This is a genomic window from Chitinophaga deserti, from assembly GCF_003149455.1.
Classification (GTDB): Bacteria; Bacteroidota; Bacteroidia; order Chitinophagales; family Chitinophagaceae; genus Chitinophaga; species Chitinophaga deserti.
In genome coordinates this window covers 900,964-915,473 of record NZ_QFFK01000001.1, presented here as the reverse complement: position 1 = coordinate 915,473, position 14,510 = coordinate 900,964, and the positions used below count along the sequence as shown (strand labels likewise).

Annotated in this window: 17 protein-coding genes; 7 read left to right on the top strand and 10 right to left on the bottom strand. The window is 51.5% G+C overall.

What is annotated here, in order from left to right; translation table 11 throughout:
• Positions 1-43: 43 nt before the first annotated feature.
• The 3 genes from DEV76_RS03690 to DEV76_RS03680 all read left to right on the top strand — a co-directional run bounded on the left by DEV76_RS03690 (position 44) and on the right by DEV76_RS03680 (position 1,934).
• Positions 44-574 (top strand): ExbD/TolR family protein, encoded by a 531-nt coding sequence (locus tag DEV76_RS03690; protein WP_109695183.1) that lies wholly within the window; start codon positions 44-46, stop codon positions 572-574.
• A 56-nt stretch (positions 575-630) separates the two neighbouring features.
• The gene (locus DEV76_RS03685; protein ID WP_109695181.1) at positions 631-1,587 is read left to right on the top strand and encodes an isopenicillin N synthase family dioxygenase; all 957 of its coding nucleotides are present in this window, start codon (positions 631-633) and stop codon (positions 1,585-1,587) included.
• A 131-nt stretch (positions 1,588-1,718) separates the two neighbouring features.
• Positions 1,719-1,934 (top strand): hypothetical protein, encoded by a 216-nt coding sequence (locus DEV76_RS03680; RefSeq protein ID WP_157962699.1) that lies wholly within the window; start codon positions 1,719-1,721, stop codon positions 1,932-1,934.
• Here DEV76_RS03680 and DEV76_RS03675 read toward each other — a convergent pair whose 3' ends face one another.
• A complete protein-coding gene (locus DEV76_RS03675; protein ID WP_109695176.1) occupies positions 1,935-2,981 on the bottom strand; it encodes an alpha/beta hydrolase in 1,047 nt (348 codons plus the stop codon). It lies immediately after the preceding gene.
• A gap of 168 nt (positions 2,982-3,149) precedes the next feature.
• Here DEV76_RS03675 and chrA point away from each other — a divergent pair, with 168 nt between their 5' ends.
• Complete coding sequence (gene chrA, locus DEV76_RS03670; RefSeq protein ID WP_109695174.1) at positions 3,150-4,343, top strand: chromate efflux transporter; 1,194 nt, start codon at positions 3,150-3,152, stop codon at positions 4,341-4,343.
• 3 nt (positions 4,344-4,346) lie between these two features.
• Here the strand turns inward: chrA and DEV76_RS03665 are convergent, their stop codons facing one another.
• The 7 genes from DEV76_RS03665 to trmB are packed head-to-tail and all read right to left on the bottom strand — an operon-like array spanning position 4,347 to position 9,177.
• On the bottom strand, positions 4,347-5,099 hold the full coding sequence (locus tag DEV76_RS03665; RefSeq protein WP_109695172.1) for a LytR/AlgR family response regulator transcription factor: 753 nt from the start codon (positions 5,097-5,099) through the stop codon (positions 4,347-4,349).
• Positions 5,100-5,120: 21 nt separating this feature from the next.
• Positions 5,121-7,187: a histidine kinase gene (locus DEV76_RS03660; protein ID WP_157962698.1), complete on the bottom strand. Its 2,067-nt coding sequence runs from the start codon at positions 7,185-7,187 to the stop codon at positions 5,121-5,123.
• An 8-nt stretch (positions 7,188-7,195) separates the two neighbouring features.
• A complete protein-coding gene (locus DEV76_RS03655; protein WP_109695168.1) occupies positions 7,196-7,435 on the bottom strand; it encodes a 4a-hydroxytetrahydrobiopterin dehydratase in 240 nt (79 codons plus the stop codon).
• A gap of 45 nt (positions 7,436-7,480) precedes the next feature.
• Positions 7,481-7,924 (bottom strand): IPExxxVDY family protein, encoded by a 444-nt coding sequence (locus DEV76_RS03650; RefSeq protein ID WP_109695166.1) that lies wholly within the window; start codon positions 7,922-7,924, stop codon positions 7,481-7,483.
• A gap of 30 nt (positions 7,925-7,954) precedes the next feature.
• Positions 7,955-8,368 (bottom strand): MGMT family protein, encoded by a 414-nt coding sequence (locus tag DEV76_RS03645; protein WP_109695164.1) that lies wholly within the window; start codon positions 8,366-8,368, stop codon positions 7,955-7,957.
• Complete coding sequence (locus tag DEV76_RS03640; RefSeq protein WP_109695162.1) at positions 8,301-8,498, bottom strand: DUF5522 domain-containing protein; 198 nt, start codon at positions 8,496-8,498, stop codon at positions 8,301-8,303. The genes DEV76_RS03645 and DEV76_RS03640 overlap by 68 nt, the downstream gene beginning before the upstream one ends.
• Positions 8,470-9,177, bottom strand: a complete 708-nt coding sequence (gene trmB / locus DEV76_RS03635) for a tRNA (guanosine(46)-N7)-methyltransferase TrmB (protein ID WP_109695160.1) — start codon at positions 9,175-9,177, stop codon at positions 8,470-8,472. Before trmB ends, DEV76_RS03640 begins: the two co-directional genes overlap by 29 nt.
• A 661-nt stretch (positions 9,178-9,838) precedes the next feature.
• Here trmB and DEV76_RS03630 point away from each other — a divergent pair.
• A complete protein-coding gene (locus DEV76_RS03630) occupies positions 9,839-10,306 on the top strand; it encodes an Lrp/AsnC ligand binding domain-containing protein (RefSeq protein ID WP_109695159.1) in 468 nt (155 codons plus the stop codon).
• Positions 10,307-10,382: 76 nt separating this feature from the next.
• On the opposite strand, the gene DEV76_RS03625 is transcribed toward DEV76_RS03630, so the two are convergent.
• Entirely contained in the window at positions 10,383-11,423 is a 1,041-nt protein-coding gene (locus DEV76_RS03625) for a tryptophan 2,3-dioxygenase family protein (RefSeq protein WP_109695157.1), read from the bottom strand.
• Positions 11,424-11,542: 119 nt separating this feature from the next.
• Entirely contained in the window at positions 11,543-12,328 is a 786-nt protein-coding gene (locus DEV76_RS03620; RefSeq protein WP_109695155.1) for an SDR family oxidoreductase, read from the bottom strand.
• A gap of 173 nt (positions 12,329-12,501) precedes the next feature.
• Here DEV76_RS03620 and DEV76_RS03610 point away from each other — a divergent pair, with 173 nt between their 5' ends.
• Together DEV76_RS03610 and murA are read left to right on the top strand one after the other, a co-directional pair.
• Entirely contained in the window at positions 12,502-13,200 is a 699-nt protein-coding gene (locus DEV76_RS03610; protein ID WP_109695153.1) for a DUF4290 domain-containing protein, read from the top strand.
• A complete protein-coding gene (murA, locus tag DEV76_RS03605; protein WP_232826863.1) occupies positions 13,197-14,510 on the top strand; it encodes a UDP-N-acetylglucosamine 1-carboxyvinyltransferase in 1,314 nt (437 codons plus the stop codon). Before DEV76_RS03610 ends, murA begins: the two co-directional genes overlap by 4 nt.

Sequence of the window (14,510 nt, the reverse complement as noted above, 5' to 3'; positions counted from 1 at the left end):
GCTCCCGCCGCCGGAATTTTCTTCACCCGTACAAACATTACCTATGGCAGAAATGATTTCCTCCCAACAGTCTGGCATCCGCAAAGGCCGCCGCCACGGCGCTAAGCATTCCACCCGTGTAGATATGACGCCCATGGTGGATCTTGGCTTCCTGCTTATTACGTTCTTCATGCTTACCACCACGCTCACGGAGCCTAAAGCCCTTCCGCTCATTATGCCGGCCGATGGTGAGCCTGTGGCAGTAGCCGTCAGTAAATCCATGACTTTGCTGGTGCGGTGTAACCGTACGGTATCCTGGTACGAAGGACTGGGCGACGATCCCGCTGCTCCGCCAGATATCCGCCACAGCACCTTCTCGGCTTCCGACGGTATAGGAAATGTAATCCGTGCACGCCAGCGTGCGGTAGCAGCAAAGTATGGCGATCCGGAAGAGCTGATCGTATTGATTAAAGCGGAAAAAGGGGCCAGCTATGGCAATGTGGTTGATGCACTGGATGAAATGAAAATTAACCGGGTAGCCCGTTATTCGCTGGCCGACATAACACCGCAGGAGGAGAAATTGTTGCAGCCATAAGCCGTTCGGCGGAGGGGTTTTTCCCTTACCTTTAGTGCTCCAAAAACACTACAGATATGGCAACCGTTCATTCCATCCCCTCCGTTGACCTTGCGGATTTCCGTTCCGGCGATCCGGTCAAAAAAGCAACATTCGTGAAAGCGCTGGGTAAGGCGTATGAAGAAGTCGGTTTCGTGGCAGTAAAAAACCACGGTATATCCGATGAGCTGATCGCGCAGTTGTACGATAATGTCAAAACGTTTTTTCAGCAACCCTCAAGTACTAAAAGCAAGTATGAATTACCTGAACTGGCCGGCCAGCGGGGGTATACATCTTTCGGGAAAGAGCATGCAAAGGGATATGACGCACCAGATCTGAAAGAGTTTTTCCAGTTCGGGCAGTCGGTGGAAGATAATGATCCCGTGAAAGAAACCTATCCCAATAATGTTACCGTAAAGGAAGTGCCGGAGTTTACGCCTACTCTTTTCAAAGCCTACCGCGGGTTTGAAGCTTCAGGTACTGCGCTCCTTCAGGCAATTGCATTATACCTCGGGTTAGACGAGCATTTCTTCGACGATAAAGTACACAATGGCAATTCCATCCTGCGGGCTATCCATTATCCCCCCATCACCCAGGAGCCCTCTTCGGCCATCCGTGCAGAGCAACACGAGGATATTAACCTCATAACCCTGCTGGTAGGCGCTTCTGCAGACGGATTGCAAATTCTGGATAAACAGGGGGATTGGGTGCCGGTAACCTCACTGCCCGATCAGATTGTGGTGAACGTGGGCGATATGCTCCAGCGCCTCACTAACAATCGTTTGAAATCTACCACCCACCGCGTGGTTAATCCACCGCGGGAACTATGGAATACTTCCCGTTTCTCCATCCCGTTTTTCCTGCATCCCAAGTCAGACATGGATCTTACATGTTTGCCCCAATGCGTGGATGAACAGCATCCGGTTGTTTATCCTCCTATTACTGCCGGCGAGTATCTCGACGAGCGTTTACGGGAAATAGGCCTCAAGAAATAAACAAGTTTGACTGGCCCGGCGCTCTAGCACCGGGCCTTTTTGTGCCTTGTGCTGAACAGGGATGTACCGGAAAACTGAGAATGAACAAAATGAACAACATCCGGATAGCAGGGAAGCCCGTAATTAGCAGCATGCATACTAACAATTTCCTCACGCTGAGCACGGAAGACATGAGGCTTATTGCCGGCGGTATTTCCGACAGCTCGGGCGAACTGCCCACTCTCCCTCCTGTGAGAAACAATGAATCTGCAGGAACAACTGGTGAAAAGACTACTGAACAGGAGACGGTACCTCAGGTAGAGCCTCCCGGCCTTAACATCGCCAGGATGATGGGGAAAACCGCCTGATTAATTGGATCCTGTTTCCGCGGGGGCGCTTGCCTTAAGGGCCGTCAGCTCCCCTGCGGTTACCCCTCTCCCGGTAAATAACCGGTCGAAGTAAGTGACCATCGCCGTATTCAGACGGTATTCATTATAGGGGAAATTCATAAAGTAACTATGCTGCCAGCGCGCCACTTCGAGGAAGTTAACATATTGTGCATTGGATGCCTTTTGCCTGCGGGTCACCTTTTCTCCCAGCTGGCGCTTTAAAGTGAGCAGGTGCGCACCTTTCAGCTGTAAATCGCGGCGATTGTAATGAATGTAAATGTTTTTGGCAAAGCGGATCTTTTCCACCCATCGGGCATGCCGCTTCATAGGTACACAGGCCGCATTGATAATGAGATTGTCAACAAAGGGTACCGCCTCGTTCTCCAGCGTTCCCAGGTCGCCCTCCCGCATCATCTGTTCGAGTATGATATTGCCCATACTGTGGTAAAACGTAGAAACTGATACGCCTTCAATCCATGGGGCGCCTTTCTCCCGGGCGGTTTTGATCATCTGCAGCAAAGCAGCGTACTGCCTGGCCGATAACCGCGCATTCTGACGGGCAAACCTGAAATTCTGCGAAGGCTTAAAGGTTGTATTGATACTGGCGTAATCGAACATCACTACGTTTACCCCATACTGCCCGCTCATGAGCTGAGCCCTTTCCACGTTGGAGGTAAATATCTTCCCCATGCCCTCCGCATACACCACAATATTGCGGCGGAGGGGTAAATGCTCCATTGCCTGATCCAGCGAAGGTTCCTGGTATACCTTCCAGATACCGTTCTGCTTTTCGAGGAAGAAGTATTTCAGGGCCGAGGTATCGATGAATTCATCGACGAAACGGAGACTGTCGGGGTGGATGAACCGGTTGGATACGAATACAAGGGAGGTATCGCTTCCGGCAGGGTGCTGGTGGGCGGTCTGCAGGTTAAACCTGGACCAGTATGCATGGCTGTTGTAGTTAGACAGTTGTGCCTGGGCGGAGCATGCCAGCGCGAGGAGAATGCCGGTCAGAAGACGTTTCATGGTACTGCTGTTATTTCTTTAACGCCTAAACGAAAGCAAATGTTTTCGTAAAATGAATAATACAAGTATTATGCCTTGCTAACCACCGGATTATCAGGCACATTTGCACACAGTATTTGAATATCTCATTATTTTACTGGAAATTGAGGGACGAACTGATATCCGAACGTGTTTTTACGTCACATCTCATTTTTAAAAGCAGTCTTATTGCACAGCTTCACGGCATTTGGTGGCCCTCAGGGTCACCTGGCTATGATGATGAAGACCTTTGTGCAACAACGCCGGGATGTGACGGAAAAGGAACTGATGGAATACAATGCGTTCTGCCAGTTATTACCCGGCGCCTCTTCCTCCCAGACACTGACCCTTATCGGATATAAGCGGGGTGGCGCCCCCCTGGCGGTAGCTACCCTGGCCATCTGGATCACCCCCGCCTGCCTCCTGATGGGCTCCCTCAGCTTCCTGTTGCAGTTCATGGACAAGCGGGCGCTCAGTGTCGATATCTTTAAATACGTACAGCCTATGGCGGTTGGATTTCTCGCCTACGGCGGCATGCGCGCCTACCAGATATCCATCCGCAATACCGCCACCTTCATCATCATGATTGTGGCCATGGGGGCAGCTTTCTTCTTTAAATCGCCCTGGACCTTCCCTGCCCTTATCATCCTTGGCGGTACCATTTCCAACTTCAGCGACAAGCGCATCCCCGATATCAATGAGCCAAGGAAAAAGATACAATGGGGCAACCTCTGGCTTTTTGCCCTCATCTTCGTACTGGCGGGTGTTATGTCGGAGCTGGCGCGTACCAATAACTGGATCACGCGGCGCCCTTTTAACCTGTTCGAGAACTTTTACCGTTTCGGGAGCCTCGTATTTGGCGGGGGCGATATCCTTATAGCCATGATGCTGGAACAGTATGTGTTCCGTTCCAAAAGCCAGTTTATGTCGGCAGAGGAGCTGCTGACGGGTGCGGGTATCATGCGGGCCATGCCGGGGCCCACCTTCTCGGTATCTGCATATGTAGGGGGGATGATCATGCGCAACCTGGGGCCGGGCTACCAGTTCCTGGGATGCATACTGGCGCCGGTGGCCATATTCCTGCCAAGCATGCTGCTGGTACTTTTCTTCTTCCCCATCTGGAACAACCTGAAAAAACATGTGGTGATTTACCGCGCTTTAGAGGGCATCAATGCGGTAGTGGTGGGTGTCATGTGGGCGGCTACCATCTTCCTCTTCATCTCCATTCCGGTTAACTGGTACAACGTGCTTATAATGATCGCTACGCTCAGCCTGCTGACCTTCACGCGGCTGCCTTCCCCAATAATTGTAATCGCCTGCATTGCAGCGGGCGCATTGATGTAGCGGCTAAGCCTGCGGCTTCCAGATCGCCATCAGTTCCTTTTTCCTTCTGTCCGTAATATCCAGCACTGCCTGATTCTGCAGATGTAATTGCAGCTGCTCATGATCAACCTTGCGGATCTGCGGCAGATGTACCATCTGGTGATTGTTCACCTGGTAAAAACGCATACCTGCAAACAGCTCGGTGTAATAACGGAACGGGCGGCGGGATTGTAAAAGGTCGCCGTCTGCCAGACTGAACAATGTTTTATCGCCTGCACCTTCCACAAAAGCGATTTTTTCGATGGATACGATGTGTTCCCCGCCTTCGGAAAGGGGGATAACGATCTGGCGCATTTCACGGGCCGCTTTGCTGAAGTTATGCAGCAGTACCTCGTAACGTTCCTGCTTGCCGGGGATGGAAAGGCGCTGGCGTACGGTTTGTACCGCCGTCTGCAGGCTTTCGCGGTCAATGGGTTTAAGGATCAGCTCTACCTCACTGAGGCGGATGGTATGGAGGTACCGCTTTTCGAAAGCGGTTACGAATACAGTTTCGAAAGTGGCGTCGTAAGCACCTGTCAGTACGTCGAACCCTGTGCCGTCGGGCATTTCAAGATCAAGAAATACTAATTGCGGGCGGTGTTCCCTGATTTGGGCGATGCCTTCACGGCAATTGGCGGCCTGTGCCACGGCTTCAATGTCGGGGCAATAACGCTGTAACATAAGGGCGATTATATCCCTGCTGTTCCGCTCATCGTCAATAATTACTGCACGGATCATGGTTTCCCAATTTGTTCCCGGCTACAGTTGGGGGATCAGCACACGCACAAGGGTGCCGCTTTCCTGTGTCTCGCGGGTAGATTTGTCTATGATTTCAATCTGGATGCCGGTATTGTACATTTTGTTCAGCAGCTCTGCCCTGTTGGAGCTAATTTCCATGCCCGATGACTGGTGGTGGCCCGGGAGGGTCCGCAACTCGCGGGATCGTGCTATGCCGATGCCATTATCTTCCACAATGCATTCGAGCATATCGTGGGCGAGCATATTAAAGCGGATGGTCAATAGTCCTGTAGTGTGCTCTTCGTTGTTCATGCCATGCTTAACGGCATTTTCCACATACGGCTGCAGTAACATCGCAGGCACTTCCAGCTCGGCCGTATTTATGGATGGGTCCGTCAGAATCTCGAAACTCATCTTTTGTTCAAACCGCATCTTCTCCAGACCAAGATAAGTATTTAAATAAGTTATTTCGTCGGCCAGGGAAATAAAATTGCGGCGTGAGAAGTCCAGCGTTTTACGGATCAGGTACGAGAAATCGGACAGGTATTTCTGTGCATGTTCGTAATCCCGCTGCATCACAAAAAGCTGAATGGAGTTGAGGCAGTTGAATATAAAATGCGGGTTGATCTGTGCACGGATGGCTTTCAGCTCTATTTCCGCGAACTTCTTACTGTATTCCGCTTCCATCTGCAGCTTCCTTTGCTCTTCCAGCTCGGTCTTCTTCCGCACGATTTCCGTGGTTTGTTCGCGTACGAGTTCTTCCAGCTGCTCGTTCAGCTTATGCTGCAGTTCCTTATTTTTATTCAGTTGTTTGATAAGCAGCTCCTGCGTTCTTGTTTTTTCCTGGTGTACGAGCTTGTTACGGTAGCTGAGACCGGCAGCGTAAAAGAGTGACTGCAGCAGCACGCCCAGAACCAGCAGGCCGTAAGGCGTAATCATCTCCGGCAGCGGCGTAAAGGGCACGGGTTCCGTATTCCGGAAAAATGACCAGATGGCCAGCAGGTATAAACTGAGAGAGCCGAAAAGGAAAAAGCGTATCAGTGGGTGGTGGCGCATCCGCCGCCCGAGGGCTATGAATGATATTCCGAATGGTATCAGAGAAAGAAAGGTGGCCCAGGTGAATATCTCTCCCGGTATCGTGAAATCGCCCATGGCCATAAATACCCAGCAGGCCACGATACATGCCGCATAGAAGATGTTACTGTAAAAGTAATACCGTTCCATCAGCGGGTACCGCTCCCGGAGGTTCAGGAACGCATTCCCGAAAAGCATAGCCATTAGGTAGAAACACCCGATCAGTGCAGGTACATCCCAGAAATATTTCAACAGTGGCGTAGCGTGGAAAAACGACAGCTGGTAAGGCTTTGTTTCCAGCCTGAGGCAGAAAAATAAGATTAGCCCGAGGAGGTAAGCTGCGAAATACATGCTGGGCTTATCGGGCAGCTGCACATAATTAATGACGGTAATGCTGAGCAATACGATCAGCATGCCGATAACGATCTGGATCAGCAGCACTTCTCCTTTATAAACATTCGCTTCCCGGTGGCGGAACTGTGCATAATGAATGGCGTCGTACAACACGGGCATCAGTTCGTTTTCACGGTAGTAAGGGTTTACGAGATGAAGGTAAAAGGTACGTGCCTGGCCGGCAGGTACTTTAAGGGGAAAGGCGTAATTGTCCCAGCGATCAGCGTCGGGAACATATAGCATCATGCCTGCGGTAGCTTCCAGCCGGAGCTGCCCGTTATCGCCGGAGGAGTAAAAATATAGTTGCTCCTGCCAGCCGGTAAAGAGGTACACGAGGGAGTCTACCGGCCCGCTGTTATGGAGGGTGAGGCGGAACCAGGCGTCGTGTTTATTGTGAAGGAGTTTTTTGCGGGGGTGGAATACGGAAGTGTCTTGCTGATAAGCCAGTCCGGGCGCCTGGCTCACCGTAGCCTGTCCGGCAAAAACGGTGAAGTAGCTCCGGATGTCGATGCCATTTACAGGGCGCGACAGGTTGAGCGACAGTGTATCCTGTGCGCTGACGGGTTCCATCCTGAGGAGGGCGGAACAAAACAACAGGCATATCAGGGATAAGCGATTCACTCTGCGGATTACGGATTTGGGACGATTTTATCAATAATACCAGCCAGTGCACGGTCTTTTTCGGTGACGGTGTTACCTGCGCTATGGGTACTCAGCCAGATCTCCACCTTGTTCCAGGTGTTGGTCCAGGTGGGATGATGGTCCATTTTTTCCGCGGCGAGGGCCACATTGGTCATGAAGGCGAATGCTTCGCGGAAGTTTTGGAAGGTGAAGGCGCGGTAAAGGTGCCGTTCTGTTTCCTGCCACATATCAGATATTTTTTGCGGTGAACGGTTAAGGGGTGGGTGGCTACGTTAGAATATGAGATTAATGCGGTTGCGGATATCCCGCAGGTCCAGCAGCGACGCCATTTGAACTAATTCGGCCTTTCTGCACTGTTCAACGAGGGCTTTCACATCGGGAGCCTGGTAATAATTGCCTTTGATAAGCCAGAGGTAATCCACATGCTTCAGTTCCGGGAGCAGGAATTCGGCCTTGCAATGGTTATTATAGAAGTAATGCGCGGCTGATTTGGTGAGCTCCTGATGTTCGTATACGGTAAAAAAGAAACCCCGGCGGTGCTTGGTAAGATTAATTTCCAGCGAGTTATTTACCCTGAAGTCAAAACCCAGCTGTTTGTTGAGTTGCCAGCAAAGCTGGTAGTCTTTCGCCTGGGAAATAATCCCGGCCAGCCATGCGTCTTCAAAAAAATCTTCCACCAGTTGGTCCTGGTCCAGCTTCAACTTTAGTACAGACATGCGGTAAAGTTATCGAAAAAGGGGATGGACCTACCGTATCTTTTTGGGTAACGCTGTGTTCTTTTTGGGCAACGGCGGGTTCCAGAACTTATCCGCGAAGCCGACGACCTGATTATTGCGTATTTCGACCCCTTCCTGTTCGAGGAGTTCCTGCATAAGTGTGGGGGTGGCGAAGTGATCTTTACCGGTCAGGAGGCCTTTGGAGTTAACAACGCGGTGTGCGGGAACGGGAGGGTGAGCTTTCCCGGCCTGGTGCATGGCCCAGCCCACCATACGGGCGGTAAGGCGGATGCCCGCACGCTCGGCAATAGCGCCATAGCTGGTAACACGCCCCCTTGGAATCTTGCGGGCGATGGCAAAAACCTTGTCGGTAAAATCAGGCTCCGTCTTTCTGCCGGCGGGCTTCGAGGAGGAGCTTCCTTTTTTCTCCGGGGACTTTTTCATAATTAAACGGGCAATGCAGGCATCCGTTTCCGCAGCAAAATCCCCTTTCCAGGTGGAATTTTTCGGTCAATACCACATATCCCTGCTCGTTGTAATAAAAATCAATATGTTCCTGCAGCTGCTTCTTCATCCGTTGCGAGATTCGCGGCCTTCCAGTCTATCGGGGCAGCCGGTAAGGCAAATTTAAGAAAACGGATAATGCGCCCGTCGGCCAGGTGCATCCCTTCATAATATGTCTGAATCTGCAACAGTTCGGGAACGGGGGAAAGGGCGTAAACGTCCGGCACATCGGTAATGAGCTGGCACCCGATTCTGGAAATCACCATTTTGGTGAAGGCATACAGCTCAGGGGAGTCGGTTTTGAGGCAAACGGTGCCACCTTCGCCAAGTATCTGCTGATAGAGGGCGAGGAACCGGGGGTGGGTGAGCCGTTTTTTGGATTTGGACTGGCGGAGAAAGGGATCAGGGAAGGTTATCCAGATATCTTTTACTTCGCCGGGCGCGAAATAATCGGTAATTTGCTCGATTTGGGTACGGAGGAAGGCTACATTGGCGATCTTTTCATCAATAGCGGTTTTGGCGCCTTTCCAGATGCGGTTCCCCTTGAGATCTACCCCCATAAAATTCGCTTCGGGGTATTTCCGGGCCAGGCCAAGGGTATAATCGCCCTTGCCGCAGGCCAGTTCCAGGGTAAGTGGCTGGCTGTTGCCAAAGTGGCGCTGCCAGTTCCCCGGCATATCTTTCGGATAGATGAGTACGTTAGGGAAAGTCTCAATTTCCGCGAATCGCTGTAGTTTCTTATGTCCCATGAGGGCGCAAAAGTACGAAAAGGGATGAAAATGTGGCCGGCAGAAGAGAGCGGCATTTGATTATCAGGGGATTTGTATCGCGGTAAAGCTTGATTTCCAGCAGGGTTATTCCTACCTTACCCCAGGGTAACTCCTGGTTTAAAGAAGGGTTAAAGCGTACTTAATGTATATAAAAGGTACTCAAACCCAATACAGTATTGAGATTAGTACGAAAAGATATACATACAGGTAGGGAGAAGTAGCATTACAGTATCCGGGAAGTATCCATACAGGATGGGTAACGTGAAGGTGAGGAAGCTGATCGGTTGAGCTAAATGAAGAACGCACCGGCGTAAACCAGTGCGTTCCGAAGCTGTAGGAGTAGGAGTCGAACCTACACGAGGCAGTTAGCCATAGCACAAATAAGATTAGTGGTCAACCCATTACGCTACGTTTATCCCGTGATCCTCACCCTCGAGACGAGAGGGCATGTCTGCCAATTCCATCATCCCACAAAATTTGATGATTTCCCCTGGCGGGTAAGCGTTGTTTTCAACGATTATGATGCAAATCTAAAGAGAGGGGGTATTTTTTGCAAATATTTTAATAGAAATTTTGGAAATTTCGAGATTTTTTAAATATTTGCATGTAAGTTTAAAACATTCAAAAACACTTTGTCAAAATGAGCCACAATTTGAATATTGACAAACTGGACCTTCAGATCATCAGCGAGATGATGTCTAATGCTGAAATCTCCTATGCAGACCTTGGGAAGAAGCTGTTCGTATCAGGCGGTACGATCCACGTGCGAATGAAGAAGTTGCAAGAACTGGGTATAGTTAAAGGTACGAGATTACATGTAGATTTAAAAATGATCGGGTACGACGTGATCGCTTTCATCGGGATTTTCCTCGAAAAAAGCTCACTCTACGATTCCGTGGCCAAAGAATTGCGCAAAATGCCGGAAATCGTTCGGTTGAACTACACCACCGGCAGTTACAGCATGTTTGCAGAAATCATTTGTAAAGATATCACTTCGCTCCGCCGTGTATTGCACGACGAGCTACAGAAAATCAAGGGCATCGAGCGTACGGAAACGTTCATCTCCCTCGAAGAGAGCTTTACGCGCACCATTAATGTAGTGGAGTAGCAGCAATTGTTTCACGTTATGAGCAAAGGCAAAAAGGGAGACGGTTACCGTCGCCCTTTTTGCCGTTTTGGAAGTCTTATCTGAAACCTAACCTCCTCCCCATTGCCGGACTTAATGCCGGCAGCTTCCGCCGCTCAATAAGAAAGCTCGTTAACCGGGCTATATCCGCAAAGATGTAATGCTTGTCCAGCGCACCTTTCAGGTAATCCCTGCCGGTGCTGCCGCCCGTACCGATGCGGGTACCTATCACCCGTTGCACCATACTCATGTGCCGGTAACGCCAGGTACTCAGCTGTTCATCGATCTCCAGCAGGCTGTTCAGCAGCTGGAAAGGCAACTGCAGCAAGGGGTATCCGCGGTATAGCATGATGAAGAGTGCGGCACGGCTCGCCCGGGGAGATAAATGCCCGGCCCCTTCCCCGTCTCCAAATACTTTATCGAAATAAGCGCGATTGGCCTGCTCGGCTTCCGCAAGACCGCTCATATATATATTCCGGTAATCGCTGAACCAGAGGGATTCGCCGCTGGTAGCGGCATTGGTAGACGGCTGGTAGTCGGCCCAGTTGCCTGTTTCCTCAAAGAAAGGCATGCGCTCCAGCCAGTCGTTCAGGAGCTTTAGCACAGAAGGTTCCTTTTCGGCCCGGCGGATGATATCGATCTTGTCGGGGGTAAGCTGGGAAATGTAATATTCCTGCCCGAAACGGTTTTCGTATTGCAGGCCGAGCCTGGCTTCAAGGGTTTTGAACTGCCAGCTCTGGAAGCCCGATGCGGGGCGCAGCATATCGCGGAAGTCGAGGAAGTCCATCGGTGTCATGGTTTCCATGATATCGATCTGCTGAACGAGCAGCTTCAGGATGGTAACAGAGCGGTTGAGGCGGTGAACAACGGTTTGCAGCTCCGGAGAGTTGTCGTTCACGGCTGGTTTACTCATGATGTCAGCCACGGATTCCACTTCAAAAAGCAGTTGTTTGAACCAGAGTTCATAAGCCTGGTGGATGACGATGAAAAGCATTTCGTCGTGAGCGGGCATCCCGAGCTTGTCGCTTTCCGGGTGCTGAGCGTTCAATATGGCGTCCAGTTGCAGGTACGGGCCGTACTGCACATTTGATTGTTGCATGTTGGGAATTGTGATAAATAAAGGAATGGGCCGCGGGGGCGGCCGTTAGCATAATAACGGTCGGCGGCGGATCAGGTTGGACTTTTGATGATGTTTTTCCAGATATTCATGGAGTGGATTTACAGACTGGGAGTTTTGCCACCGTCTACCGGCAGGTTGATGCCGGTGATGTATGCGGCGGCGGGGGAAGCGAGGAAGGCAACGGCGGCGCCGAATTCTGCGGGGTCCCCGAATCGTTTCATGGGGATTTCGAGGCGCCATTCTTCGGCAACGGTTTCTTCAGGAACGCCACGGCTTTCCGCATTGGTGCGGAAGAGGCTGCGAAGGCGGTCGGTAGACATGGAGCCCGGCAGTACATTATTTACCGTGATGCCGAAAGGCGCCATTTCTCCGGCGAGCGTTTTAGCCCAGTTGGCCACGGCAGCGCGGATGGTATTGGATACTCCGAGGTTGCGGATGGGCGCCTTCACGGAAGTGGAGATGATCTGTATGATGCGGCCGAAGCCTTCGGCTTTCATGCCGGGGATCACAGCCTGGGCCATGATCTGGTTACAGACCACATGCATCTGGAACGCCTGAAGAAAGGCGCCGCCTTCTGCAGCGAGGATGGGCCCGCCGGAAGGACCTCCTGTATTGTTGACAAGGATGTGAACGATGGTTTTGTCGGTAATGGCAAGGATGGTGGCCTGTACCTTTTCGGGATGGTTGAAGTCTGCCGTGCGGTAGTCGTGCTGCTGGCCTTTCGATGTGTCGAGGGAGGCCACGGCGTCTTTCAGCGCTGCGTCGCTGCGGGCGAGCAGGATGCAGTTAGCGCCTAAAAGGGCGATTTCCCGGGCGGAAGCAAGTCCCAGGCCCTGGGAGCCTCCGCAGATAACAGCGGTTTTACCGGTCAGCGACAAATTCATACGGTAAAAGTAAGGAATCAGGCCCGCTTCCCGTGCGGCGTATGATTTTTTTTCATTAGGTTTGCATGACGCAATACTGCACGTCTGGCCGTTCCATAATAGGTATATTTTTTGTTACTTCGCGATAGAACGGCTGAATTTCAAGCATATTTACGGATTTACAAATTAGATTAATGGAATATAACACCGCGCGCAACCACCTCATCATGCGGGAGTACGGCAGGAACGTACAGCGGATGATTGAATATATATTGACGCTGAAAGACCGTGAGCACCGTCAGGAGCAGGTATCTGCCGTGATAGAGCTGATGGGCATCCTGCAGCCGCACCTCCGTAACGTGGAGGATTTCCGGCATAAACTGTGGGATCACCTCTTCCTGGTGTCTGATTTCAGGCTGGATGTGGATTCTCCATACCCCATCCCCACCCGGGAAACGCTGAAATCAAAACCCGAGCGCCTGCCTTATCCCAAGAAGCACCCGCGCCACCGCCACTTTGGCAAGAACCTCGAAAGAGTGATCGATAAAGCCCTTGAAGCCAAGAACCCCGAAATGAAAGACGGTTTCGTTCAGGTTATAGGCAACTATATGAAGCTGGCTTATGGCAACTGGCATAAGGAAAACGTGCATGACGACGCGATCCGTGCCGAGCTGAGTGCCATCACCAGCGGAGAGCTGCAGTATTATCCCACTTCAGGCAACGCCAACCCGGCGCCCGTAATCAGCCTGGAACCCCAGTTCCGTGCCCCCGGCAACACTACAGCACCAACTGCAAGTGTGAAACGCAAACAGTTCCAGCAGGGTAAATACAAGCAGAACAATAACAACAACAACAAGAACAAACACAACAAATACAAAAACAGGAACAAGTGATTAACGCGTTCGAAGTACGAGGCGGCAACCGTCTGAAAGGAGAAATTATACCGCAGGGAGCCAAAAACGAAGCATTACAGATTATCAGCGCGGTACTGTTAACACCCGGAAAAGTAACCATCAGTAATATCCCCGACATTGTGGATGTAAACCTGCTGATAGAATTGCTGGAGGATGTTGGCGTAAAAGTTAACCGCGTTTCCCGCTCCGTATGCGAGTTCCAGGCCGATGCGGTGAATATGGACTACCTTGAAAGCCCTGAGTTCAAAAAGAAATCCGGCCGCCTGCGCGGCTCCGTGATGATGGCCGGTCCACTACTGGCCCGTTTCGGTAAAGCTTACATCCCCAAACCCGGTGGCGACAAGATCGGCCGCCGGAGGCTCGACACACACGTGATCGGTTTCGAGCGCCTGGGAGCTTCCTTTACATACGATACCGGAGATAACTACTTCCGCCTGGAGTCGCCTAAAAGCGGCCTGAAAGGCACATATATGCTGCTCGACGAGCCCAGTGTTACCGGCACCGCCAACATCGTGATGGCTGCTGCACTGGCTAACGGAGTAACCACCATCTATAACGCAGCCTGTGAACCTTACCTTCAGCAGCTTTGCAAAATGCTTAACAGCATGGGCGCAAAGATCAACGGCGTAGGATCCAATCTCCTCGAAATAGAAGGTGTTTCCACACTCGGCGGCTGTGAGCATGCCATGCTCCCCGATATGATCGAAATCGGCTCCTTCATCGGCCTTGCGGCTATGACCCAGAGCGAGATCACGATCAAGAACGCCGGCATCCAGAACCTTGGCATCATCCCCGAAAAATTCCGCTTACTGGGAATCCAGATGGAATACCGGGGCGACGATATTTACATCCCCTCGCAGGAAAGCTATGAGATTCAGAACTTCCTCGACGGCTCCATCTTAACCATTTCGGACCATCCCTGGCCCGGCTTCACGCCCGACCTGCTGAGCATCGTGCTGGTAGTAGCCACACAGGCCCGCGGCAGCGTGATGATACATCAGAAAATGTTCGAAAGCCGCCTGTTCTTTGTAGACAAACTCATTGATATGGGCGCGCAGATCATCCTGTGTGATCCGCACCGTGCAGCCGTAATCGGACTTGGCCGCCAGCACCCGCTGAGAGGTATCACCATGAGCAGTCCCGACATCCGTGCGGGCGTATCCCTGCTCATTGCGGCACTCAGCGCAGAAGGCAAAAGCACCATTCATAACATTGACCAGATCGACCGCGGTTATCAATACATCGATGAGCGGCTACGGAACCTGGGAGCAGATATCAAGCGCGTTTAG

Coding starts and splice junctions, on each gene's coding strand:
- DEV76_RS03690 (WP_109695183.1), top strand. CDS start 44: ATGGCAGAAATGATTTCCTCCCAACAGTCTGGCATCCGCAAAGGCCGC.
- DEV76_RS03685 (WP_109695181.1), top strand. CDS start 631: ATGGCAACCGTTCATTCCATCCCCTCCGTTGACCTTGCGGATTTCCGT.
- DEV76_RS03680 (WP_157962699.1), top strand. CDS start 1,719: ATGCATACTAACAATTTCCTCACGCTGAGCACGGAAGACATGAGGCTT.
- DEV76_RS03675 (WP_109695176.1), bottom strand. CDS start 2,981: ATGAAACGTCTTCTGACCGGCATTCTCCTCGCGCTGGCATGCTCCGCC.
- DEV76_RS03665 (WP_109695172.1), bottom strand. CDS start 5,099: ATGATCCGTGCAGTAATTATTGACGATGAGCGGAACAGCAGGGATATA.
- DEV76_RS03655 (WP_109695168.1), bottom strand. CDS start 7,435: ATGTGGCAGGAAACAGAACGGCACCTTTACCGCGCCTTCACCTTCCAA.
- DEV76_RS03650 (WP_109695166.1), bottom strand. CDS start 7,924: ATGTCTGTACTAAAGTTGAAGCTGGACCAGGACCAACTGGTGGAAGAT.
- DEV76_RS03645 (WP_109695164.1), bottom strand. CDS start 8,368: ATGAAAAAGTCCCCGGAGAAAAAAGGAAGCTCCTCCTCGAAGCCCGCC.
- DEV76_RS03640 (WP_109695162.1), bottom strand. CDS start 8,498: ATGAAGAAGCAGCTGCAGGAACATATTGATTTTTATTACAACGAGCAG.
- trmB (WP_109695160.1), bottom strand. CDS start 9,177: ATGGGACATAAGAAACTACAGCGATTCGCGGAAATTGAGACTTTCCCT.
- DEV76_RS03630 (WP_109695159.1), top strand. CDS start 9,839: ATGAGCCACAATTTGAATATTGACAAACTGGACCTTCAGATCATCAGC.
- DEV76_RS03625 (WP_109695157.1), bottom strand. CDS start 11,423: ATGCAACAATCAAATGTGCAGTACGGCCCGTACCTGCAACTGGACGCC.
- DEV76_RS03620 (WP_109695155.1), bottom strand. CDS start 12,328: ATGAATTTGTCGCTGACCGGTAAAACCGCTGTTATCTGCGGAGGCTCC.
- DEV76_RS03610 (WP_109695153.1), top strand. CDS start 12,502: ATGGAATATAACACCGCGCGCAACCACCTCATCATGCGGGAGTACGGC.